The 21,224-nt window shown below is 70.5% G+C and carries 17 protein-coding genes; 13 read left to right on the top strand and 4 right to left on the bottom strand.

Annotated elements, in window-relative coordinates:
• The first annotated feature begins 194 nt into the window (after window positions 1–194).
• From LUX31_RS00955 to LUX31_RS00925, 7 genes are all read left to right on the top strand, one after another.
• The gene (locus tag LUX31_RS00955) at window positions 195–1,295 is read left to right on the top strand and encodes a substrate-binding domain-containing protein (protein WP_235472591.1); all 1,101 of its coding nucleotides are present in this window, start codon (window positions 195–197) and stop codon (window positions 1,293–1,295) included.
• A 102-nt stretch (window positions 1,296–1,397) separates the two neighbouring features.
• Window positions 1,398–2,747, top strand: coding sequence for an ABC transporter substrate-binding protein (locus LUX31_RS00950; RefSeq protein ID WP_235472590.1), 1,350 nt, complete (start codon window positions 1,398–1,400; stop codon window positions 2,745–2,747).
• Between the two features lie 47 nt (window positions 2,748–2,794).
• Window positions 2,795–3,784, top strand: a complete 990-nt coding sequence (locus LUX31_RS00945) for a carbohydrate ABC transporter permease (RefSeq protein WP_235472589.1) — start codon at window positions 2,795–2,797, stop codon at window positions 3,782–3,784.
• A complete protein-coding gene (locus tag LUX31_RS00940; protein WP_235472588.1) occupies window positions 3,781–4,644 on the top strand; it encodes a carbohydrate ABC transporter permease in 864 nt (287 codons plus the stop codon). The genes LUX31_RS00945 and LUX31_RS00940 overlap by 4 nt, the downstream gene beginning before the upstream one ends.
• 65 nt (window positions 4,645–4,709) lie before the next feature.
• Window positions 4,710–5,741, top strand: coding sequence for a hydroxyacid dehydrogenase (locus LUX31_RS00935; RefSeq protein WP_235472587.1), 1,032 nt, complete (start codon window positions 4,710–4,712; stop codon window positions 5,739–5,741).
• Complete coding sequence (locus tag LUX31_RS00930) at window positions 5,738–7,648, top strand: DUF2264 domain-containing protein (protein ID WP_235472586.1); 1,911 nt, start codon at window positions 5,738–5,740, stop codon at window positions 7,646–7,648. The genes LUX31_RS00935 and LUX31_RS00930 overlap by 4 nt, the downstream gene beginning before the upstream one ends.
• A 108-nt stretch (window positions 7,649–7,756) precedes the next feature.
• On the top strand, window positions 7,757–8,650 hold the full coding sequence (locus LUX31_RS00925; protein WP_235472585.1) for an IS982 family transposase: 894 nt from the start codon (window positions 7,757–7,759) through the stop codon (window positions 8,648–8,650).
• 77 nt (window positions 8,651–8,727) lie between these two features.
• Here LUX31_RS00925 and LUX31_RS00920 read toward each other — a convergent pair whose 3' ends face one another.
• The 3 genes from LUX31_RS00920 to LUX31_RS00910 all read right to left on the bottom strand — a co-directional run bounded on the left by LUX31_RS00920 (window position 8,728) and on the right by LUX31_RS00910 (window position 11,761).
• Window positions 8,728–8,934, bottom strand: a complete 207-nt coding sequence (locus LUX31_RS00920; RefSeq protein ID WP_235472584.1) for a hypothetical protein — start codon at window positions 8,932–8,934, stop codon at window positions 8,728–8,730.
• 80 nt (window positions 8,935–9,014) lie between these two features.
• Window positions 9,015–10,538: a M81 family metallopeptidase gene (locus LUX31_RS00915; RefSeq protein ID WP_235472583.1), complete on the bottom strand. Its 1,524-nt coding sequence runs from the start codon at window positions 10,536–10,538 to the stop codon at window positions 9,015–9,017.
• Window positions 10,539–10,555: 17 nt separating this feature from the next.
• Window positions 10,556–11,761, bottom strand: coding sequence for an ROK family transcriptional regulator (locus LUX31_RS00910; RefSeq protein ID WP_235472582.1), 1,206 nt, complete (start codon window positions 11,759–11,761; stop codon window positions 10,556–10,558).
• Between the two features lie 184 nt (window positions 11,762–11,945).
• On the opposite strand from LUX31_RS00910, the gene LUX31_RS00905 reads away from it, so the two are divergent.
• The 5 genes from LUX31_RS00905 (at window position 11,946) to LUX31_RS00885 (ending at window position 18,869) form a co-directional block, all read left to right on the top strand.
• On the top strand, window positions 11,946–13,742 hold the full coding sequence (locus LUX31_RS00905; protein WP_235472581.1) for a peptide ABC transporter substrate-binding protein: 1,797 nt from the start codon (window positions 11,946–11,948) through the stop codon (window positions 13,740–13,742).
• Window positions 13,743–13,752: 10 nt separating this feature from the next.
• Entirely contained in the window at window positions 13,753–14,712 is a 960-nt protein-coding gene (locus tag LUX31_RS00900) for an ABC transporter permease (protein WP_235472580.1), read from the top strand.
• Window positions 14,709–15,593 (top strand): ABC transporter permease, encoded by an 885-nt coding sequence (locus tag LUX31_RS00895; protein WP_235472579.1) that lies wholly within the window; start codon window positions 14,709–14,711, stop codon window positions 15,591–15,593. Before LUX31_RS00900 ends, LUX31_RS00895 begins: the two co-directional genes overlap by 4 nt.
• Window positions 15,590–17,380: a dipeptide ABC transporter ATP-binding protein gene (locus LUX31_RS00890; RefSeq protein WP_235472578.1), complete on the top strand. Its 1,791-nt coding sequence runs from the start codon at window positions 15,590–15,592 to the stop codon at window positions 17,378–17,380. The genes LUX31_RS00895 and LUX31_RS00890 overlap by 4 nt, the downstream gene beginning before the upstream one ends.
• Window positions 17,381–17,912: 532 nt before the next feature.
• Window positions 17,913–18,869, top strand: coding sequence for an ROK family protein (locus LUX31_RS00885; RefSeq protein WP_235472577.1), 957 nt, complete (start codon window positions 17,913–17,915; stop codon window positions 18,867–18,869).
• On the opposite strand, the gene LUX31_RS00880 is transcribed toward LUX31_RS00885, so the two are convergent.
• The gene (locus LUX31_RS00880) at window positions 18,855–19,475 is read right to left on the bottom strand and encodes an L-threonylcarbamoyladenylate synthase (protein ID WP_235472576.1); all 621 of its coding nucleotides are present in this window, start codon (window positions 19,473–19,475) and stop codon (window positions 18,855–18,857) included. The genes LUX31_RS00885 and LUX31_RS00880 overlap by 15 nt on opposite strands.
• A gap of 58 nt (window positions 19,476–19,533) precedes the next feature.
• Here LUX31_RS00880 and LUX31_RS00875 point away from each other — a divergent pair, with 58 nt between their 5' ends.
• Window positions 19,534–21,078: a helix-turn-helix domain-containing protein gene (locus tag LUX31_RS00875; protein WP_443045914.1), complete on the top strand. Its 1,545-nt coding sequence runs from the start codon at window positions 19,534–19,536 to the stop codon at window positions 21,076–21,078.
• Window positions 21,079–21,224 lie beyond the last annotated feature (146 nt).

Raw genomic sequence — 21,224 nt, 5'->3', positions numbered from 1 at the left:
ATTCTCGCCTCGCGTGCGATCAAAGCAAGTGGTTACCGCGAGTAGTCTGTGAATTTTGTTTGACCGAAGGTCAGGGTCGATTGGAAAAGGTGAGACCCGGTCGGAATCCCTTGTTCCGGTAGTGGTGCCGCCGTCCGGCCCGCCGATCGCTATGCTGCGCGACAAAGCGTTCAAACGAACATGGAGCGAACGGTATGCGCGAGCCGGTCGAACTGAGGCGGCAGCGGATCCTGGCCGCCGTGCAGGCACGCGGTGCCGCCCGGGTGACCGATCTCGCCGCCGAGCTGGAGGTCTCGGTGGTCACCGTCCGCCGGGACGTGGAGGAACTCGCCCGCGAGGGCAGGCTCAGGCGCGGCCACGGCATCGCCCGCTCCACCCTCCCCGTACCGGACGCCCCGCCCGAGCGCGTCACCGCACCCGGCGACGGCGACACCGTCGTCCTGGTCGTACCCGCCCGCCACTCCTACCTCTACGAGACCCTGCACGGCGCCCGACCCGTCCTGGAGGAGGCCGGCGTACGCATCGCCCTGCACATCGCCCCGCAGGTCGCCGGCGCCGAACACCCCCTGGTGGAGCGGGCGTTGGCGGACGGCGCCCGGGGTGTGCTGATCGCCCCGCGCTGGCGCACCCTCGCCGACGAGGAGGCCGACGCGAAGTGGCTGTGTGGACTGGACGTACCGACCGTCCTGATGGAACGCAGACCACGCCCCGGCAGCGCGCTGCACGCCCTGGACTCGGTCTGCTCCGACCACTGGTACGGCGCCCATCTGGCCGTGGAGCACCTGATCGCCCTCGGCCACCGCAGGATCGTCTTCGCCACCCGCGACGACAGCCCCACCGCACGGGCGCTGCGCGCAGCCCTCACCGAGATCGCCGGGGCCCACCCGAAACTCGACGCCTGGACCCTCACCCTCAGTTCCCCCGACGCGGGCCCCGACCGCTCGGCCGGCGCGGACCGTCCGGCCGTCGACCTGCCCGGCGTCCTGCGCGAACTGGACGCCACGGCCTGTGTGCTGCACGGCGACGTGGACGCCCTGATGCTGGTCCAGGACCTGGCGGCACACGGCGTACGGGTGCCGGAGGACTGCTCGGTCGTCGCGTACGACGACGTCGTGGCCGCCCTCGGCAGCACCCCCCTCACCGCCGTCTCCCCGCCCAAGGGTGAGGTCGGCCGGGCCGCCGCCGAACTGCTCCTGCACCGGCTGAGGGATCCGCGCGGCGGTGGGGCGGTACCGGCGAGGCGGATCGAACTGCTGCCGGAGCTGAAGGTTCGCGGGTCGACCCGCAGCGTGTAGCGATCGTTTGACCGCTTTATTTTCTTCTGATCGCTCTATTGACCGTTTCTGGTGTGCCGATGAGGATTCCCGTATCTCGATCGAACAGGACGGGAGGCACCCATGCCTGGTCGACAGAACCCCCGTCGACGAAGCCGTCGTTCCGTGCTCGCCGCGGCGGCCGCATTACCGCTGGCAGGAGCCGTGAGCGCCTGCAGTGGGGGAGCGGACTCCGCCTCGCGCGCCGGGAGCGGGCAAGTCGCCCGCGTCACCTTCTGGTCCGCGCTGCGCGGCAGCCAGGAGGTGGTGGACGCCTTCAACAGCACCCACGACAGCATCCAGGTCGACTATCAGCAGGTCCCGTCCGGCGGTCAGGGCGGCTACGCCAAACTCAGCAACGCGGCCCGCGCGGGCAACGCCCCCGACGTGGCCACCATCGAATACCCGCAGGTGCCTGGCTTCGCCATCGACGGCGTCGCCCGCGACCTCACCTCGATGGTCAGCGACGAACTGCGCGCCAAGCTGCTGCCACAGGCCCTGGGCCTCACCACCTTCGAACAGCGTGTGTTCAGCGTCCCGTTGGACGTCGAACCGATGGTGATGCACTACCGCGCCGACCTGTTCGCCGAGCACGGCTTCGAAGTGCCGGGCACCTGGGCGGAGTTCGAGGAACTGGCCCGCGCCGTCCGCCGCAAACTCCCCGGCCGACGGTTGGTGCTCTTCCCCACGGACGGCGGCACCCAGTTCGCCGCCTACTCCTGGCAGGCGGGCGCCCAGTGGTTCGACACCGCCCGCGGCGCCTGGAACGTCTCCCTCGCCGACGCCCCCACCCGGCGCGTCGCCGCCTACTGGCAGCGCCTCATCGACGAGGACCTCGTCTTCATGAACGCCGTCGAGAGCAGACAGTCCGACGCGCAGATCGCCGACGGACTCGTCCTGACCCGGCTCACTGGGGCCTGGGAGGCAGGCGCCCAGATGAAGGCACGGCCCGCGCAGGCCGGCCAGTGGCGGATCGCCCCGCTGCCCCAGTGGGATCCCGGCCGCCCGTCCGTCGGCACCCACGGCGGCTCCACCTTCGCGGTCACCAAGGACAGCCAACACCCGGAAGCCGCCCTGGAGTTCATCGCCTGGCAGGTCTCCCACCCCGACGCGCTGCGCGCCCGCCTCTCCAGCGGCACCAGCAGCCAGTACCCGGCCGCGTCCGAGCTGGTCGCCGTGGGCCGCGAGGCCTTCGACCGCTCCTACTACGGCGGCCAGGACATCTACACCCTCTTCGAGGAGGAGGCCCACAAGATCCGCGACGGCTGGGTCTGGGGACCCCGCTTCACCGCCACCCAGCGGGTGATGCAGGACAACTTCGCCCGCGTCGGCGGCGGCCAGGGCTCCCTCATCGACTCCGTACGCGCGGCCCAGGAGGGCACGATGCCCGACCTGAAGGCCCTCGGCCTGTCGACCACGCAGCACAGCACATGAGCCAGAAACTCCTTACGGTCCGCCGCCCGAAAGGCAGGTGACACCCCATGACCGCGACCACCCAGGCCCACCACCCCGCGCCTGCCGCCGCCTCCCGCGCCGCCGCTCCCGTCTCGACCCTGCGCGCCCGCAAGGCGGCCCGCCGACGTCAACTCGCCGCGTGCGCCGTCCTGATGGCCCCCTTCTTAGCCCTCCTCGTCACCGTCTTCCTGATCCCCGTCGGCACGGCGATCTACCTGAGCTTCTTCAGCGACGACCAGCCCGGCCTCGGCTTCGGCCCCGAACGCACCATCTTCGTCGGCCTGCGCAGCTACGCCGCCGTCCTCACCGACCCGACGTTCCTGTCCGGGCTCGGCACGGTCGCCCTGTACTGCCTGATCTACATCCCCCTGATGGTGATCGGCGCGCTCGCCCTCGCCCTGCTCCTCGACTCCGGCGTCGTACGGCTGCGCGCCTGGGCCCAGCTCGGCCTGTTCCTGCCGCACGCCGTGCCCGGCATCATCGCCGCCCTCATCTGGCTGTACCTCTACACACCCGGCATCAGCCCGGTCATCGACCTGTTCGCCAAGGCCGACATCACCATCGACTTCCTCGGCATCCACACCGTGCTCCCGTCGATCGTGAACATCGCCCTGTGGAGCAACCTCGGCTACAACATGGTCGTCTTCTACGCCGCCCTCCAGGCCGTACCACGCGAGGTCATCGAGGCGTCGGTCGTCGACGGCGCGGGCCCGGTCCGTACGGCACTCCAGGTCAAGACACCCCTGGTCCGCACATCGATCGTCATGGTCGCCATCTTCACCCTCATCTGGGCGCTGCAGCTGTTCACCGAGCCCATGCTGCTCAGCCAGTCCTCCCCGATGATCAACTCCCGCTTCTCGCCCAGCATGTACATCTACGACGCCGCCTTCACCCGCAACAACTACAGCCTGGCGGCAGCCGCCTCGGTCGTCCTGCTCGTCTGCACGATCGCCCTGTCCTACGGCGTCACCCGCTGGACCAGCCGCGCCAACACCCCCGAGGAGACGGCCCGATGAGCACCGGCGACAGCACCCTCATGCGCCCACGCCTGCTCGGCCGGGCCACGGTCAACGTGGTCGTCGCGCTCTCCGTCCTCTACACCCTGCTGCCCGTCCTATGGCTGGTCCTCGCCGCAGGGAAGAACCGGGACGCGCTGTTCAGCAGCAACCTGCTGTCGCTGAGCGACTTCTCCTTCGTACAGAACCTGCGCGACCTGTTCGCGATGGACGACGGCCTGTACAGCCGCTGGTACGGCAACAGCCTGCTGTACGCCGTCCTCGGTGCCGGGATCGGTGCCCTGGTGAGCGTGGCCTGCGGTTACGCCTTCGACAAGTTCAGCTTCCGGCACAAGGAGAAACTGTTCGGCCTGGTCCTGGCGGCCGTCATGGTGCCGCAGACGGTGCTCGCGCTGCCGCTGTACCTGATGGCCTCGGAGGCCGGCCTCGTCAACACCTACTGGGCCGTGTTCATCCCCGTCCTGTTCAACCCGTTCGGCGTCTACCTCGGCCGGATCTTCAGCCAGGGCTATGTCCCCGACGAGGTCCTGGAGGCCGCGCGCGTCGACGGAGCGGGCGAACTCACCACCTACGTACGGGTGGCGCTGCGGATGCTCGGCCCCGGCCTGGTCACGGTCTTCCTCTTCCAGCTCACCGCCATCTGGAACAACTTCTTCCTGCCCATGGTGATGCTCTCCGACCAGGACCTCTATCCCGTCAGCCTCGGCCTGTACCAGTGGAACAGCTCGGCCTCCGTGTCGCCCGAGTACTACCCCGTGGTGATCATGGGCTCCCTGCTCGCCGTCATTCCGCTCATCCTCGCCTTCGCCCTGCTGCAACGCTTCTGGCGCAGCGGCCTGACAGCGGGCTCGGTGAAATGAGCAAGTAGCGGTCGTCGTACCGGAGTTGTCTAAGTTGTCGACCAGTAAGGAGTACCCGACCCCGAATGACCGTGTCCTCGCCGGGCCCCGGCTTCCGCCCCCGCGCCGCCCTCGCCATGTCCCCGGACGCCGCAGCCGCCGTCCTCGACCCCGCCTCGCTGGACGCTCTCGCGACCGTCTGTGACCTCGCCCCGCTGCCGGTCCTGGACGACTTCGGCACCGAACGCGCCCGCAAGATCCTCGCCGACGTCGACCTCCTCGTCACCGGCTGGGGCTGCCCCGCCCTCGACGCCGACGCCCTCGCGGCGGCACCCCGGCTGCGGGCGGTCGTACACACGGCGGGCAGTGTCCGCCCGCATGTCACCGAGGCCTGCTGGGAGCGCGGCATCGAGGTGTCGTCCGCCGCCGCCGCGAACGCCCTGCCAGTCGCCGAGTACACCCTCGCCATGATCCTGCTCACCGGCAAACACGTCCTGGAACGGGCCCAGGCGTACGTCACCACCCAGACCCGGGACGACTGGCTGCGCACCTCCCGCACGATCGGCAACTACCGCCGCACCGTGGGCATCGTCTCCGCCTCCCTGGTCGGCCGCCGAGTCATCGAACTCCTGCACCCCCACGACTTCGAGATCCTCCTGTACGACCCCTACGTCACCGACGCCGAAGCGGCCGAACTAGGCGTGAAACGCGTCGAGTTGGACGCCCTGTTCGCCCGCTCCGACACGGTCAGCCTGCACACCCCCCTGCTGCCCGCCACCCGGGGCCTGGTGAGCCGCGCCCTGCTCGACTCCATGCGCCCGGGCGCCGTGTTCATCAACACCGCCCGAGGAGGCGTCGTCGACCAGGACGCCCTCACCGACGCGGTCCGGGAACGCCGCATCCGGGCCGTGCTCGATGTCACCGACCCCGAAGTCCTGCCGCCCGAGCACCCGTTGTGGACCTGCCCCGACGCTCTCCTCACCCCCCACCTCGCCGGTTCCCAGGGCAACGAGTGGCGCCGCCTTGCCGACCTCGCCGTCGGCGAGACGGAACACTGGGCGTCCGGCGCCGGATTCCGCCATCCCGTACGACGCGAAAGGCTGGCCTTCCTCGCATGAGCAGCACGACCCGCAACAGCAGCAGCGGTATCCCCTTCGAACTCCCGCCCGAGGACCGCGAGTCGAGCCCGCACACCGGCTACACGCGGGCCCACTGGGAGGCCGTGGCCGACGGACTGCTGGCCGCCGCCTGGCGCTGGAGCACCCCCGGCGGCGCCCTGCTCGACCTGCCCGGCGTGCCGTCACGCTCGGGCGTGCGCTCCGACGGACTCGAAGGCTACGCCCGCACCTTCCTCGCCGCCGCCTTCCGTGTCGCGGGCGCGGACGGCGACGACCCGCACGGCTGGCTCGACCGCTACGCCCAGGGCCTCACGGCGGGCACCCGCACCCCCGGCCGCGCGGACACCGAGTCCTGGCCGCTCATCCTCGACCACGACGTCCAGGGCCAGCCGATGGTCGAGTCGGCCTCAGTGGCGCTCGGGCTGCGCCTGACGGCGCCCTGGCTGTGGAAACGGCTCGACTCAGCCGTACAGGACCGCGCGGAGGAATGGCTGCGCGGCTCACTGCGCCACACGCCGGCCCCGAACAACTGGTACCTCTTCCCGTACACGGTCGCCGGTTTCCTCGAGTCGGTCGGGCGCGGCGACGCGGAGACGACGAGGTCCCGCGAACGCGCCCAAGAGCTGATGGAGACCTGGTACCGGGGCGACGGCTGGTACGCGGACGGCGACGGCCGGGCCTTCGACCACTACAACGGCTGGGCCCTGCACCTGTACCCGGTGCTGGACGCGTACCTGGGCGACGACCGGGACCTGTCGGCGTTGTACGGCCCCCGCCTGCGAGAACACCTCGACGGCTTCGCGCTGATGTTCGGCGGAGACGGCGCGCCGATCCACTTCGGCCGCTCCCTGTCGTACCGCTTCGCCGCCTCTGCTGCCGTAGGCCTGGGCGCCCTCACCGGCGACACCCCGCTCACCCCCGGAACGAGCCGCCGCCTCATCAGCGGCAGCCTTCGCCACTTCCTGGACCGGGGCGCCCTGACCGAGGACGGCCTGCTGACACTCGGCTGGCACGGCGCCCACCAGGCGACCCTCCAGACGTACTCGGGCCCGGCATCCCCGTACTGGGCCTCGAAGGCCTTCGTCTCCCTGCTCGCACCCGCCGACGCCCCCCTCTGGACGGCCCGCGAGGAACAGGCACCGGTGGAGGAGAGCGACCGGGTGCTGGCGTTGCCCGCCCCCGGCCTGCTGGTGCAGTCGACCCGCGCGGACGGGATCGTACGACTCCACAACCACGGCAGCGACCACGTCCGCCCGCACGAGGGCGAGACGGCGGCCGAGAACGACCCGCACTACGGCCGCCAGGCCTACTCGACCCACTCAGGACCGACCGCTCCCGCCAACATCGCCGACAACCATCTCTCCGTGGAGATCGCCGGCCGGGGCAGCGTGCGCCGCCGTATCCACCCCCTGGGCGCGGGCCACGGCGACGACTGGGGCTGGGCGGCCTCCTGGCACCGTCCGGTCTTCACCGCGGGCCCGCCGATGGTGCCGGGCCTGCGGGTGGAGAGCATCACGGTCGTACGAGGCCGCCACGAACTGCGCGTACACCGGGTGATCGGCGCCCCGCCCGGGGCGCGCGTCACGCACACCGGCTGGGCGACGGGCCCGGAGGAGGCGGTGACGTCGACCCTGCACGGCCTGTACGGCTGGACCCCGGAGGCGGAGGAGACCCGAGCCCCCCAGGGCACGGCCTACACCCGCTGGGCCGTCGTCCCCCGCCTGACGGGCGAGGGCGCGTCCCTGTACGTGGCTCTGGCGACTCTCACGGCGGACCCGACCCCGCTGGTACCCGAGCAGGTGATCTCCGAGGTCGAGGTGACGGACACGACGGTCGAGGTGACCTGGGCAGAGCACGGCGTACGTACCAGGATCACCTTCGATCCGATGGCGGTGCAGCAGAACTAGGCGGCCCGTCGAAGTCGCGCAGTCCGACAACGTGCCTGCTTCTAGACGAGTCATTCCGAATGTTGACGGTGCGTCCGGGAACGCAGACAGGGCGTCCAAGATCGTTGTGTGACGAACAACCTAGACGCCCTGCTGACCGCACTGTACGTGAAGATCGACGACGAGATCGGAGGTACCCGATGGCTTGGCCGACCGCCGCGGCTGACGGATTCCGAGCTGGTCACCCTTGCGGTCGCACAGGCGCTGCTGGGCTTCACCTCGGAGTCGCGCTGGCTGCGGTTCGTGGACTCCCGGCTGGGAGCGATGTTCCCCTACGTTCCCAGGCAGCCGGGCTGGAACAAGCGGCTGCGGGCCGCGTTGCCGCTGGTCAAGAAGGCAATACGACTGCTGGCCGTCGACACGGACTTCTGGTTCGACAACCACTGGATCATCGACTCCACGCCGGTGGAGTGCGGCCGCTCGCGTCCGACGGTGAAGCGGTCGGACATGGCCGGCTGGGCCGGATACGGGTACTGCGCCTCGCACTCCCGGTTCTTCTGGGGCCTGCGCCTGTTCCTGGTGTGCACCCCGACCGGGATGCCCGTCCTGTGGGCACTGGCGAACCCGAAACTGGACGAGCGGGAGGTGCTGTCGGCGATGCTGGACCGCGAACCGCACCTGGCCACGGACCGGCCGGGCCTGCTGGTCATCGCGGACAAGGGCTTCGCCTCCAGGGAGTTCGAGGCCGATCTGGCCTTCCGGGGCTCGGAGTTGCTGCGGCCGTCGTTCAAGCGCGAGAGGAAGCGCAGAGGGGAGAGCCTCCTGAAGTCGGTGCGGCAGCTGATCGAGTCGGTCAACGACACCCTCAAAGGCCAGCTCGACCTGGAACAGCACGGCGGCCGGACCTTCGAAGGTGTCGCCGTCCGCGTCGCCCAACGCATCCTCGCGATGGCCGCCGCGATCTGGCACAACCACAAGACCGGCCAGCCCGTCATCCGGTCCTTGATTGCTTATGACCACTGATCACATCGGAATGACTCGTCTAGGGGCGCGGGGAACTGCGCGACCAGCCCCCACCGGCCGCAGCCGAAAATGAACCCCTACGGCAGCAACTTGTCCAACGCAGCAGACCCCTCCTCCGCCAACTTCCGCTCCGCCCACGCCAGACTTCGCGGAGTCACATCACGTCCCGTCGCAAGCACCAGATCCTCGGCGGACGCCCCGTGCTCGGAACCGGTGTGCAGCAGGGCGTCCGGGGTCGTGCTGTCGTCGGACGGAGAGGACGAATCAGAGCGCTTGATCGGCATGACGTCTCCTTGCTCGACCGGACTCCCTACCACCATGCACAGCCCACGCCCCGCGCGCACCCCGCACCGCCACGAGGCCCCTATTCGTCGGCCCCGCCCAGCGGCTCGTCGGACGGCGGAATGATCCTTGCCGCGAGGTCAGGCGCCTCCATCTCCGGATCGAACGGAAACATGGGCCGCCGAATCCGCCGGTGCCCCAACCGCCCCAGATCCTGGTCAACCCCACCGGGGGTCAACGCCAGCTTCCACCCCACAGCCATGTCGAACAGCTCAGGCTCGAGATAGCCGATCTTGACGAGGACAAGATCGGCACCGCGCGGATCAAGATCCAGGTCGGTGAAGTCGTGCTCGTGGTGGTACGGCTTCCGCAGCCGCGTGAGGATCACGTGCACGCTGCCGACCCGCAGCACGACCTCGGTCCCGGCGTCCCGGTCCCCGTGCCGCACCGCGTGCACGACCCCGGTCATGGTGAGCGGCCCGGCATGCCGGTCGTCCACCTCCGCACCGGCGGTGACCGTGACAACCGCCCCGACGCCCGCCGCCACCGCTGCCTCGACGGCGGCGGGCCCCGGCACGGATGCGTAGATCACGGCCGGCCCGTCCGGGTCCTTGAACTCGGGCCGGTCCAGGACGCGCCCGAGCCCCCAGGTCACATCCCCCGCACCGCCCGCCGTCGGGTTGTCGCCGGTGTCGCTGATGAAGTACGGCCGGGCGTCCGACGCGAGCGCCTCGTCCAGACACGCGTCCAGTGAGCCCGTCGGCGCGACGAACGCGAACCTGCTCCGCGCCTCCCAGAAGCCGCGTGCCAGCCGCTCGGCACCGGCGGAAACCGCTGCTTCGTCGAACCCGGTGACGACGACCGCCGCCCGGTTGCGCGGCTCGTCCGCCCACGCGTATCCGACCCAGATCGCGGCGTCCAGCACACCGTCGGTCGCCTCGACCTCGTCGACGGCCGCGTACACGCTCCGCGCGGGCTCGATCCGCGTCGAGGTCTGCTCACCGGCCAGCAGCACCGGCACCGGGATCCAGGCCTTGACCGGCCGAGGGGCGCCGCTGACCAGGACGTCCACCAGGTTCCGTACCGCCCGCTCCTTCGTCTCCATGTGGTCCTCGTGCGGGGCCATCCGGTAGCAGGTGATCAGATCGCTCTGGTGGGCGAGTTCGCGCGACACATTGCCGTGCAGATCCATGGACGTGGACACGATCGCGTCCGGGCCGACGACCTCCCGGATCCGCTCCAGCAGGACCACCTCAGCGTCGTCGACGCCCTCCACCGTCATCGCGCCGTGGATGTCGTACCAGAGGCCGTCGACGGGACCCAACTCCCGCAAGCAGTCGATGAGTTCGTCGGAGAGCAGAGCGAAGGCGGCAGCCGTCACCGTCCCGCCGGGGAGTGCCTTGCCGACCAGCGCTCCCCGCCACTCGGCCGCCTCCCGCAGCGGTTCACCGGGAGCCAGGAACGGGTAACGCGTGAGGACGTCCGCGCCGCGCTGCGGATGGAAGGCGGGCGCCTCGGTGCGTGCGGGGGAGAAGGTCGACGACTCGATACCGAGCCCGGCGACGGCGATCACCGGGCGGGCTATGGCGGTACGGGACTGGGGCATGGCTCCTCGGCAGGGGTTCAGGAGTGAGGGGAAGGAGAGGGCCCGGTGAGGGCCTCCAGAGCACGCGCCAGCGCCCGTTGCAGCGCGAACTGGCCCGCGCCGACCAGTCCGGCGTCGGCGCCGAGACTCGCCCGCTCGATCACCAGCTGCTCGGTGACGAGGGGATGGCAGCCCTCGTACAGCTGACTGCGCACCGCTGCCACGAACGGCTCCAGCGTCGACAGCAGACCCCCGAGATACACCGCGTCGGGGTTGAAGAAGTTGACGTTCGCCGACAGGACCGTGCCGAGATAGCGGCCCGCCCGGCGCACCGCACCCGTCGCCTCCGGGTCGGCGTCCATGGCCAGCTTGACCACGTCCTCGATGGAGTCGACCCGGGCGCCCCGCTCCCGCAGGATCCGCACCAGCGCCGCACCCGACGCGACCGTCTCCAGGCAGCCGGTGTTGCCGCACGAACAGGGTGTGCCGTTCTCGTTCTCGACGCGGACGTGGGTGATCTCGCCGGCCGCTCCGGTGCCGCCCCGGTACAGCCGGCCGTCGGCGATGACACCGGCGCCGATGCCGGAACCCATCTTCACCATGATCGACTGGCGCCGTTCGGCGGGCTGGACGCTGTGCTCGCCGACGGCCATGCAGTTGGCGTCGTTCTCGATCGCCGCCGGGACACCGAAGCGGTCCTCCAGCCAGGCCCGCACCGGAAACCTGTTCCAGCCGGGCATCCGGGCCGGGAGGGTGACGACGCCCGACTCGACGTCCACCGGGCCCGGCAGACACAGCCCGACACCCCGCAGCAGCTCCCGGCCGTGCCGGGCTGCCAGTGTCTCCAGGGTCTCGGCGAGACCGGGCAGCGCCGCCTCCGGGCCCTCGGCGGTGGCGAACGGCACCGTCGACACATCGGTGAGCCCGCCCCCGGGGAACACCACCCCGACCCGGGCATGCCTGCTGCCCAGGTCCGCCGCGACCGCGAACCCGTCGCTGCCGCCGAGCCGCAGCACCTTCCGGGGCCGCCCGCCCGTGGAGGACCGGGTGCCGTGCTCCGCGACCAGCCCGTGGGTCACCAGCTGGCCGACGGTGAAGGAGATCGTCGAGGGCGCGGCGCCGAGCAGATCGGCCAGCTCGGTCCGGGTCGTCGCCTGCCCGGAGGACAGCAGTTCGAGCACGCGCTCGGCCAGCGAGGAGACACCGGGGGAGGTCCTTCGGTGCGGGGCACTTTTTTCGGTCATGGGCGAAGTAACTTCCGACGACGGGGCTGCGGGTGACGAGCATAGGTCGCCGATCGCGCCCTTCGGCTTTTTCCAGAACAGCAGAAACAGGCTTTTTACAGCGGGGCGCCTGTTTCTTCGTACCCGCGAGTCGTTGACTGGCTCATCGATCGCACTTCACATCTCCGGTGATCCGAGGAGAACCATGTCGTCCCCTGCTCGCACCGCGCTCGTCGCCGGTGTCATCGTCTCGGCGAGCGCGCTGCTGCTCGCAGGCTGTTCCGGCACGAGTGACACGTCGTCCGCGTCGAAGGACTCCATCAACTACGCCCTGCCGGCGAACTTCACCCCGAACTGGATCCTGCCGATCGGCACGGCGGCGCACCTCAACACCAACAACAACTCGATAGCGGCCAGCCTGTGGGAGCCGCTCATCGCGTACGACGGATCCACCGGGAAGATCGCCTGGAACAAGAAGGCGTCGATCGCCACCGCCGCGGACTTCGCCGCCGACGGAAAGAGCGTCACCATCACGCTCGGCGACCGGAGTTGGAGCGACGGCAAGCCGATCACGGCACGGGACGTCGAGTTCTGGTTCAACGTCATCAAGGCGAACAAGGCGGAGTGGGCCGGCTACAACCCCGGCAAGGCCCCCGACAACTGGACCGCGTTCAAGACCGTCGACGACCGGCACTTCACGATCACCTTCGACCAGGCCTACAACTCCCAGTGGATGCTGGCCAACGAACTGAGCCAGATCACCCCGCTGCCGCAGCACGCCTGGGACAAGACCGGCGCCTCGGCCGCCGTCTCGGACGCCGACCGTACGGCCGCGGGCGCCAAGCAGGTGTGGACGTACCTCAACACGGCCGCGAAGAACATCTCCGGCTACGACAGCGACGCCCTGTGGAAGACCATCAGCGGCCCCTACTCGATCAAGTCGTTCGCCACGTCCGGGAAGGTCGTCCTCGCAGCCAACACCAAGTACGACGGCGGTGAGAAGGCGAACATCGCCACCGTGAACCTGCTGCCGTTCACGACGGCCGACGCCGAGAAGAACGCCCTGCGCTCCGGAAGCGTCGACTACGGCTACATCGAGGCCACCGACCTCGACCAGAAGGACAGCTTCACCAACCGGGGCTACGCCGTGCAGCCCTGGTCCGGCTGGGCGATCACCTATCTGCCGTACAACTTCAACAACCCCACCATGGGCGCCGTGTTCAAGCAGCTGTACGCCCGCCAGGCCGTTCAGAAGTCCATCGACCAGGCCGGTCTCGCCAAGGTCATCTTCAACGGCACCGCCGTGCCGGGCTACGGCCCGATACCGCAGGCCCAGTCCTCCGACTTCCTCTCCGCCACCCAGAAGAGCAACCCGTACCCCTTCTCCACCGAGGAGGCCAAGTCCCTTCTCACCGGCCACGGTTGGACGGAACAGGGCGGGGTCATGGTCTGCACGGACGCGGGCACAGGAGCGGCCCAGTGCGGTGAAGGCGTCGCCAAGGGAACGAAGTTCGAGATGCAGGTGCTGTCGCAGTCCGGTTCGACCGTGACCGACAACATGATGAGCGCGATCCAGTCGTCCCTCGCGAAGACCGGCATCAAGTTCTCCATCAAGACCGCCCCCGTCAACTCCGTGCTGGCGCAGACCCCGCAGTGCACCGCGAGCCAGGCCATCTGCAAGTGGCAGCTGTCCTTCTTCGGCACGGCGGGCAGCTGGTACTTCAACGCCTTCCCGACCGGCGACTCGCTCTTCCAGACCAAGGGCGGCTCGAACTTCGGCAACTACTCCAACCCGGACGTCGACAAGCTCATCACCGCCTCCACCACGTCCACGTCCAACCAGGCCATCCAGGACTACAGTTCGGCCCTCGCCAAGGACCTGCCCGTGGTCTGGCTGCCCGAGCCCGTCTACCAGATCTCCGTCGTCAAGAACGGCCTCGGCGGCTTCTCCCAGGACTCGCTCGCCAACTTCCACCCCGCCCAGTGGAAGTGGACCAGCTGAGGCCCCTCGCATGGACACCTTTCTCTACCTGACCCGGCGGATCCTCCAGGCACTCGCGGTGATCCTCATCGTGACCGTGGTGGTCTTCTGCCTCCTGCACGCGCTGCCCGGGGGTCCCGCACGCGGGATCCTCGGCCCGCAGGCCACCGCCCAGCAGATCGCCGCCTTCAACCACGAACAGCGCCTGGACCAGGCGCTGCCCGTCCAGTACGTCCACTACCTGGGCACCCTGCTCCACGGCGACCTGGGCACCTCGTACACCCTCAACGAATCCGTCTCCACCCTCATCGAGCAGCGCCTGCCCAAGACCCTCGTCCTCACAGTCCTGTCCGCGTTCGTCGGGCTGCTGCTCGCGATCCCGCTCGGCATGTGGCAGGCGGTCCGGCGCAACAAGCCCGTCGACTACGTCATCACCACGCTCGGCTTCGTCGCGTACGCGACACCCGTGTACTTCCTCGGCCTGATCCTGGTGCTGGTCTTCACCCAACTGCTGCCCTGGTTCCCGTCCCAGGCACCTCAGGGCGAGACGCTTGGGCAAGTCCTCTCCCAGCCGAACGCGTTGGTCCTGCCGGTCGTCGCCGGCGCCGCCTCGATGGTCGCCGTCTTCAGCCGCTACATGCGTGCCGCGACTCTGGAGAACCTCTCCGAGGACTACGTCCGCACCGCGCGGGCCGGTGGCTCACGACAGGGCGCCATCCTGCGCCGGCACGTCTTCCGCAACTCCCTCACGCCCGTCGTCGCGATGCTCGGCTACTACGTGCCCGTGCTCTTCGGCGGCGCCCTCGTCGTCGAGCAGCTCTTCAACTACCCGGGAATGGGGCTGCTGTTCTGGAGCGCGGCCCAGTCCTCCGACTATCCGGTGCTGCTCGGCTGTGTCCTCGTCATTTCGGTCGCGACCGTAGTCGGCACGCTGCTCGCCGACATCGCGCAGCGACTGGTCGACCCCCGAGTGAAGGCAGGCCGAGCATGAGCGCCGTACTGCAAACGACGACCCCACCGACGGAGGCGGTCGCCGGATACCGCCTGCCGCTACGCCGGTTCACACGCAACCGACTCGCGGTCGCCGGACTGGCAGTGGTCGTCCTCTTCCTCCTCTTCTGCTTCGTGGGCCCGCTCCTCTACTCCACCGACCAGACCCACACCGACCTCACCCAGGTCAACCTCGCCCCGAACGGCTCCCATTGGCTCGGCACGGACGCCGTCGGCCACGACGAACTCGGGCGACTGATGTACGGCGGGAAGGTGTCCCTCCTCGTCGGGCTCGCCGCCGGGATCCTCGCCACCGTCATCGGCACGTTGTGGGGCGCGGTCGCGGGGTACGCGGGCGGCTGGATCGACGCGGTGATGATGCGGGTCGTCGACGCTGGCATCGCGATCCCGGCGCTGTTCATCCTGCTCGTGGTCTCCGCGATCACGACTCCGGACACCCTGGGCCTGATCGTCATCCTGGGCCTGGTGTCGTGGCTCGTACCGTCCCGCCTGATCAGAGCGGAAACCCTGACCCTGAAGAATCGGGACTACGTCCTCACCCTGCGCGCGATCGGCGGCACTCACGCCCGCGCCATCGCCCGGCACATCCTGCCCAACTCGGTGTCGACGATCGTCGTCGCGGCCACCTTCCAGGTCGCCGATGCGATCCTGCTCGTCGCGTACGTCTCCTATCTCGGGCTCGGTGTCCAGCCGCCGTCGACCGACTGGGGCGGCATGCTGTCGGCCGGCCTCACCGCCGCGTACTCGGGCCGCTGGTGGCTCATCGTTCCGCCGGGCCTCGCCATCATCCTCGTCGTCTGCGCGTTCAACGCGATCGGCGACGGGCTGCGCGACGCCTTCGACGTCAAGGGGCGTGGATGAACATCCTGGAGATCGAGAACCTGGACGTCACCTTCACCACGGAGACCGGCGACGTACCCGCCGTCCGCGAGGTGTCGCTGCACGTCCGCCCCGGTGAAACCCTCGCCCTCGTCGGCGAGTCGGGCTCCGGCAAGTCGACGGTCGCGCTCGCCGCCCTGGGGCTGTTGTCGGGCAACGCCCGGGCGTCGGGCCGGGTCGACATCGGGGGAGTGGACGTCGTCGGCGCCGGCGAGGCCGACCTGTCCCGCCTGCGTGGCCGTACGGCGTCGATGGTGTTCCAGGAACCCGCCACCGCCCTCGACCCGCTCACCCGGATCGGCGCGCAGATCGCCGAGGTCGTACGCAACCATCGCCCCGTCTCCGCCAAGGAGGCCGCGGCGGAAGCGATCGCCCTCCTGCGCCGCGTCGGCATCCCCGACCCCGAACAGCGGGCCTCCGCCTTCCCCTTCCAACTGTCCGGCGGCCAGCGCCAACGCGTCGTCATCGCCATGGCCATCGCCAACTCGCCCGGCCTGCTCATCGCCGACGAACCGACCACCGCCCTCGACGTCACCGTCCAGGCCGAGATCCTCGACCTCCTGCGCGCCCTGGCCGCCGACTCCGGCACCGGCGTCCTGCTCGTCACGCACAACATGGGCGTGGTCGCGGACTTCGCCGACCGGGTCGCCGTGATGCTTCAGGGGGAGATCGTCGAGACGGGACCGGTCGAGGAGGTGCTGCTGCGCCCCGCGCACGAGTACACGCGCCGATTGCTGTCGGCTGTGCCGCGACTCAGGGTTGCTGAGTCGGGGGAGGGACTGGGGCGGTTCTCCGGTTCTGGCTCCGAGGGCATGACGGTGGCTGAGTCGGGGGACGGCCCGGAGCGGCTCCCGGGCGCCGGTCCCAAGAGACTGACGGTCGCCGATCCGGGAGATGCGCCTGCGGCGGCACCCGGGGTCCCCACCGCCCCTCCGGTGGTCGAACTCCGGGACATCTCCGTCCACTTCGGCCGAGGCCGCCGTGCCGTACGGGCCCTCCAGGACGTCTCCCTCACCGTCGCCCCCGGCGAAACCGTGGGCCTGGTCGGCGAGTCCGGCTCCGGCAAGTCGACGGCCGCCCGGGTCGCCCTCGGCCTTGTCCCGCCGACGTCCGGCTCGGTCGCGCTCTTCGGCACCGACCTGGGCCGGGCCCGGGGACGCGCAAGGCGCGCCCTGCTGGCCGGGGTCGGTGTGGTCCTCCAGGACCCGGTGGCCTCCCTGGACGCCCGGATGAGCGTCGGCGAATGCGTCGCCGAGCCGCTGCGCGTCCACCGCAGGGGCATGCCGGCGGCGGAGCGCCGGGCGAGGGTGGCGGAGGTGCTCGAACGGGTCCGCCTGCCAAGGGAGTTGGCGGGGCGCGGCCCGCGCGAGCTGTCCGGCGGGCAACGGCAGAGGGTCAGCCTGGCCCGCGCGCTCGTCCTCGAACCACGGCTTCTGGTGGCCGACGAACCGACCAGTGCCCTCGATGTGAGCGTCCAGCAGACGGTCCTCGAAGTCATCACCGAACTCCAGGACGAACTGGGCTTCGCCTGCCTGTTCGTGTCCCACGACCTCGCCGTGGTCCAGCAGTTCGCACAGCGCGTGGTCGTGATGCGGGCGGGGCAGGTCGAGGAACAGGGCCCGACGGAGACGACCCTCCTGCACCCCGGCACGGACTACACACGGCGCCTGATTGCGGCCGTGCCGGTGCCGGATCCGGTGGTGCAGCGCCATCGTCGGATGCAACGGCGGCCCGCGTCGGCGGTGGGCGGAACGGGGACCTCGGCATGACGACCTCTCTGCGTCCCGGTGCGGGCCACGCCCGGCGTCCCATCGGCGAAGCCCCGGTCCCGCAACGTCGGCGTCGCACGGAATGCCGGGCCGCCCTCGTCCTCGGCGGAACGGGGCTTGGGCGTGACGAATCTCCTGCGCCCCGGCGCGGACTGCGCCCGGTGCCTGATCGCCGCGGTCCCGGTGCCCGACCCGATTCCGCAGCGCCGGTCCCGCAACATCGGTGTCCCACGGAATGCCGGGCTGCCCTTGTCCTCGGCGGAACGGGGCTTGGGCGTGACGAATCTCCTGCGCCCCGGCGCGGACTGCGCCCGGTGCCTGATCGCCGCGGTCCCGGTGCCCGACCCGATTCCGCAGCGCCGGCGCCGGACGGAGCACCGGGCTGCCCCGGCGGGCGGTGGAAGGAGGGCTTCGGCGTGACGAGTTCCCGGTGTCTCGGTACGGACTGCACCCCGCGCCTCATCGCCGCAGTGCCCGACCTGGTCCCGCAACGCCGGGCCACCGCCACCCCCAGTGCAACGGGGGCCACCGCGTGACCCTCCCCCTCCCTGAGGTCTACGCCGGTGTCGACATCGGCGGGACGACCACCCAGGTCGTGCTGTGCGCGCCCGACCTCGCGGTTCTCGCTCGGGCCGAGGTGCCCACCCCGGCGGCGCACGGCGGGCAGGCCATGATCGACGCGGCGTTGGGCGCGCTCGCCGGGCTCCTCGCCCGGACACCGGCCCGGTTGCTCGGTGTCGGGGTCGGTGCGGCGGGGATCGTGGACGCGGACACCGGGCGTGTGCTCGTCGTCAGTGACTCCTTCCACGGCTGGGCCGGGTTCGAGGTGACGGCGGCTGTCCGGGGCGCGCTCGGGGTCCCGGCGTACCTCGACAACGACGTCAACGCGTTCCTGCGGGGCGAGGCGACCAAGGGCGCCGTGGCGGGCGTACCCCATGTGCTCGGTATGACGCTGGGCACCGGGGTCGGCGGTGCGCTGTGGATGGGCGGGGCGCTGTACGAGGGTCCGCACGGGGCCGCCGGGGAGATCGGGCACGTACCCGGCTTCGGCGACCTGCCCTGTACGTGCGGTGGCCGTGGGCATCTGGAGACACTCGCCTCCGGGCGGGCGATCGGGCGGCGGTACGGGGAACGCACCGGACGCGCCGGGCTCACCGCGAAAGCGGTCGCGGCAGCCGCGGACGGCGGTGACCACGACGCCGCCGTCGTCTACGAGGAGGCGGGGGCCGCCCTCGCCCGGGCGATTCTCATCACCGCCGGGCTGGTGGACGTCACCGTCTACGTCGTCGGCGGCGGTGTCAGCCGTGCCTGGCATCTGCTCGAACCGGCCGTCCACGCTGCCCTCGCCGCTGAGCCGCCCGTCAGCGGACGGCCCGTCAGCGTCGTACGGGCCCGGCTCGGCAGCGACGCCGTGGCCGTCGGGGCGGCCTCCCGCGCGCGGGACGAACTCGGGGCGTACGGGGTCAGGGAGCCGTCACTCGAACCGTGACGTGTCGCCCGCGCCCCGGCGGACGATCTCGGCCTCGCCGCTGGAGAAGTCGATGACCGTCGTCGGCTCCGTGCCGCAGTCGCCGGAGTCGACGACCGCGTCCAGGACATGGTCGAGCCGCTCCTTGATCTCCCAGCCCTGCGTCAGCGGATCCTTCTCGTCGGGAAGGAGGAGGGTGCTGGACAGGAGCGGTTCGCCCAGCTCGGCCAACAGGGCCTGCGCGACCGTGTGGTCGGGGATGCGCACGCCGACGGTCTTCTTCTTCGGGTGCAGCAGCTTGCGCGGCACCTCGCGCGTCGCCGGGAGAATGAACGTGTAACTGCCCGGCGTGGACGCCTTCACGGCCCGGAACACGTCGTTGTCGACCTGCACGAACTGGCCGAGCTGGGCGAAGTCCCGGCACACGAGAGTGAAGTGGTGACGGTCGTCGAGCTGCCGGATCGACCGGATACGGTCGATGCCGTCACGGCTGCCGAGCTGACAGCCCAGCGCGAAGCAGGAGTCCGTCGGATACGCGATCAGCGCACCGGAGCGGATGCTGTCGGCCACCTGACTGATCGTGCGGGGCTGCGGGTTGTCGGGATGGACGTCGAAGTACCTTGCCATCCGCCGAGCCTATGCCCTCCGTGAGGTAAATTCCGGACCGAGAAGCGGTGTGAACGTGATGGACCAGGGGAGAGGCGTCGTGGCAGGCAGCAGGACCGACTACGGGCACGACGGCGTAGGCGCCTCCGGCAGCTGGGCGGACGAACTCCTCGACCAACTGCGGCCGGCCGCCCGTGACATCGGCAGGGTGGCCGCCTGGCTCGCCGCAACCATCGACGCGGAGGTCTCCCTCCAGGACGTCACCGGCACCCTCCTCGCAGGTGACCGGCTGCCCGCCGCCGACGACCTCGTGATGGACGTGGCCACGGGCAGAATCGCTTCTGCGGCGGTGCACGCCCAGGGACGTCATGTCCGGCTGGCCGGACTCGGCCACCCCGTCACCAAGGGCGTCCTCGCGGTGGCCCGCAGCCGGCCCTTCGACCGGCGGGCCACCGACATCGTCGCCCGCACGGTCTGGGTGCTCGAAGTGCTCCTGCGGGAACGCGAGACGATCAGCGCCGAACGCCGGCTCGACCGGGCGACCTCGGACCTCCGGCTCGCCATCCTCCAGCTGCTGATGGTGGGCGACATCATCGCGGCCCGCCGGGTCGCCGCCGGCTTCTGGCCGGGTCTGTTCGACACCGACTCCGCCTGCGTCTACGTGCTGGAAGTCCACGCCGCACGACGTGACGACCTGGCCGAGGAGTGCCAGGCGGCGACCGAGGGACACGCGCTCATCGTCCGCTGCCCGGCCGTGGACGAGCATCTGATCGTCGTGGCGCCGGTCAACCGGGGCCAGGAGAAGGCGGGCACGGCACTGCGCTCGCTCGTCGGCGAACGACCCGACACGTTCATCGGCGGCAGCGTCCGGCAGAACCTGGTCCAGACCGTCACGGCGTACGGACAGGCCGTCAGCGCCCTCGCCGTGGCCCGCTTCCGCCCGGACCGGGCCGCCGTGTACGCCGAACGCACCCACCCCGAGCGGCTGATGAACCCCGTCGCCCTGCGCGGCTGGGCCGACCGGCTGCTGAAGCCGCTCGACGACCTGCCCCACCACACCCGCGCCGAACTCCTCGCCACCACCCGCCTCGGCTTCTCGTTCACCGCCGTCAAGGCGGCGATCATCCTCGGCGTCAGCCGCAACACCGTGCGCGCCCGGATGGAACGCGTGGAAGGCATGCTCGACGCCGACTTCGCGGACCTCACCACCCGGGCCGCCGTCCAACTGGCCCTGAACAACGAGGCCGCCGTCCCGGACGAACCGCGCCCGCCCATGGTGCCGCCGACCGGACTGACCGAACTGCTGCGCACGGACCCGCTCCTGGTCTGGGCGGACAGCCTCGTCGGCCGCCTCACCTCGGACACCCGGGACCTGCGGCGGACCGTCCGCACCTGGATCGCCGCCGGCGGCAACGCGGAACGCACCGCACAGATGCTCGGCATCCACGCGCAGACCGTGCGCGACCACGTACGCAGCGCGGAACCCGTCCTCGAACGCCAGCTCCTCGCCGGCGGCAGCGACCTGTACGAGGTCGTCCTCGCCCATCTGGCCCTCGGCGACCTCGACGAACCCGCCGTCGGCCGGGCGAAGCGGGACCATCCGGACGTGACCGTGCACGAGTGAGTCCTCGGCGCACAAGAGAGGGCACCGGCGAGATACACACCGCGACTCGACGCGCGTAGGTTCATCTGGACGCCGGTGCTCCGATACGCGCGCCTCCCCGAGAGGTGTGCCCGGGCGCCGGTGCCCATGGCGGGTGCCCGGCCGGA

The sequence above is a fragment of the Streptomyces sp. GQFP genome, assembly GCF_021545335.1.
Taxonomy (GTDB): Bacteria; Actinomycetota; Actinomycetes; order Streptomycetales; family Streptomycetaceae; genus Streptomyces.
Note: the sequence above shows the minus strand (reverse complement) of the source record. Positions and strands in the feature narration are given on the sequence as shown.

Excerpts from the sequence above, each read along its gene's own strand:
- LUX31_RS00930 (WP_235472586.1), top strand. The coding sequence starts at position 5,738 with ATGAGCAGCACGACCCGCAACAGCAGCAGCGGTATCCCCTTCGAACTC.
- LUX31_RS00935 (WP_235472587.1), top strand. The coding sequence starts at position 4,710 with ATGACCGTGTCCTCGCCGGGCCCCGGCTTCCGCCCCCGCGCCGCCCTC.
- LUX31_RS00915 (WP_235472583.1), bottom strand. The coding sequence starts at position 10,538 with ATGCCCCAGTCCCGTACCGCCATAGCCCGCCCGGTGATCGCCGTCGCC.
- LUX31_RS00890 (WP_235472578.1), top strand. The coding sequence starts at position 15,590 with ATGAACATCCTGGAGATCGAGAACCTGGACGTCACCTTCACCACGGAG.
- LUX31_RS00955 (WP_235472591.1), top strand. The coding sequence starts at position 195 with ATGCGCGAGCCGGTCGAACTGAGGCGGCAGCGGATCCTGGCCGCCGTG.
- LUX31_RS00945 (WP_235472589.1), top strand. The coding sequence starts at position 2,795 with ATGACCGCGACCACCCAGGCCCACCACCCCGCGCCTGCCGCCGCCTCC.
- LUX31_RS00910 (WP_235472582.1), bottom strand. The coding sequence starts at position 11,761 with ATGACCGAAAAAAGTGCCCCGCACCGAAGGACCTCCCCCGGTGTCTCC.
- LUX31_RS00880 (WP_235472576.1), bottom strand. The coding sequence starts at position 19,475 with ATGGCAAGGTACTTCGACGTCCATCCCGACAACCCGCAGCCCCGCACG.
- LUX31_RS00905 (WP_235472581.1), top strand. The coding sequence starts at position 11,946 with ATGTCGTCCCCTGCTCGCACCGCGCTCGTCGCCGGTGTCATCGTCTCG.
- LUX31_RS00940 (WP_235472588.1), top strand. The coding sequence starts at position 3,781 with ATGAGCACCGGCGACAGCACCCTCATGCGCCCACGCCTGCTCGGCCGG.
- LUX31_RS00950 (WP_235472590.1), top strand. The coding sequence starts at position 1,398 with ATGCCTGGTCGACAGAACCCCCGTCGACGAAGCCGTCGTTCCGTGCTC.
- LUX31_RS00920 (WP_235472584.1), bottom strand. The coding sequence starts at position 8,934 with ATGCCGATCAAGCGCTCTGATTCGTCCTCTCCGTCCGACGACAGCACG.
- LUX31_RS00895 (WP_235472579.1), top strand. The coding sequence starts at position 14,709 with ATGAGCGCCGTACTGCAAACGACGACCCCACCGACGGAGGCGGTCGCC.
- LUX31_RS00875 (WP_443045914.1), top strand. The coding sequence starts at position 19,534 with ATGGACCAGGGGAGAGGCGTCGTGGCAGGCAGCAGGACCGACTACGGG.
- LUX31_RS00900 (WP_235472580.1), top strand. The coding sequence starts at position 13,753 with ATGGACACCTTTCTCTACCTGACCCGGCGGATCCTCCAGGCACTCGCG.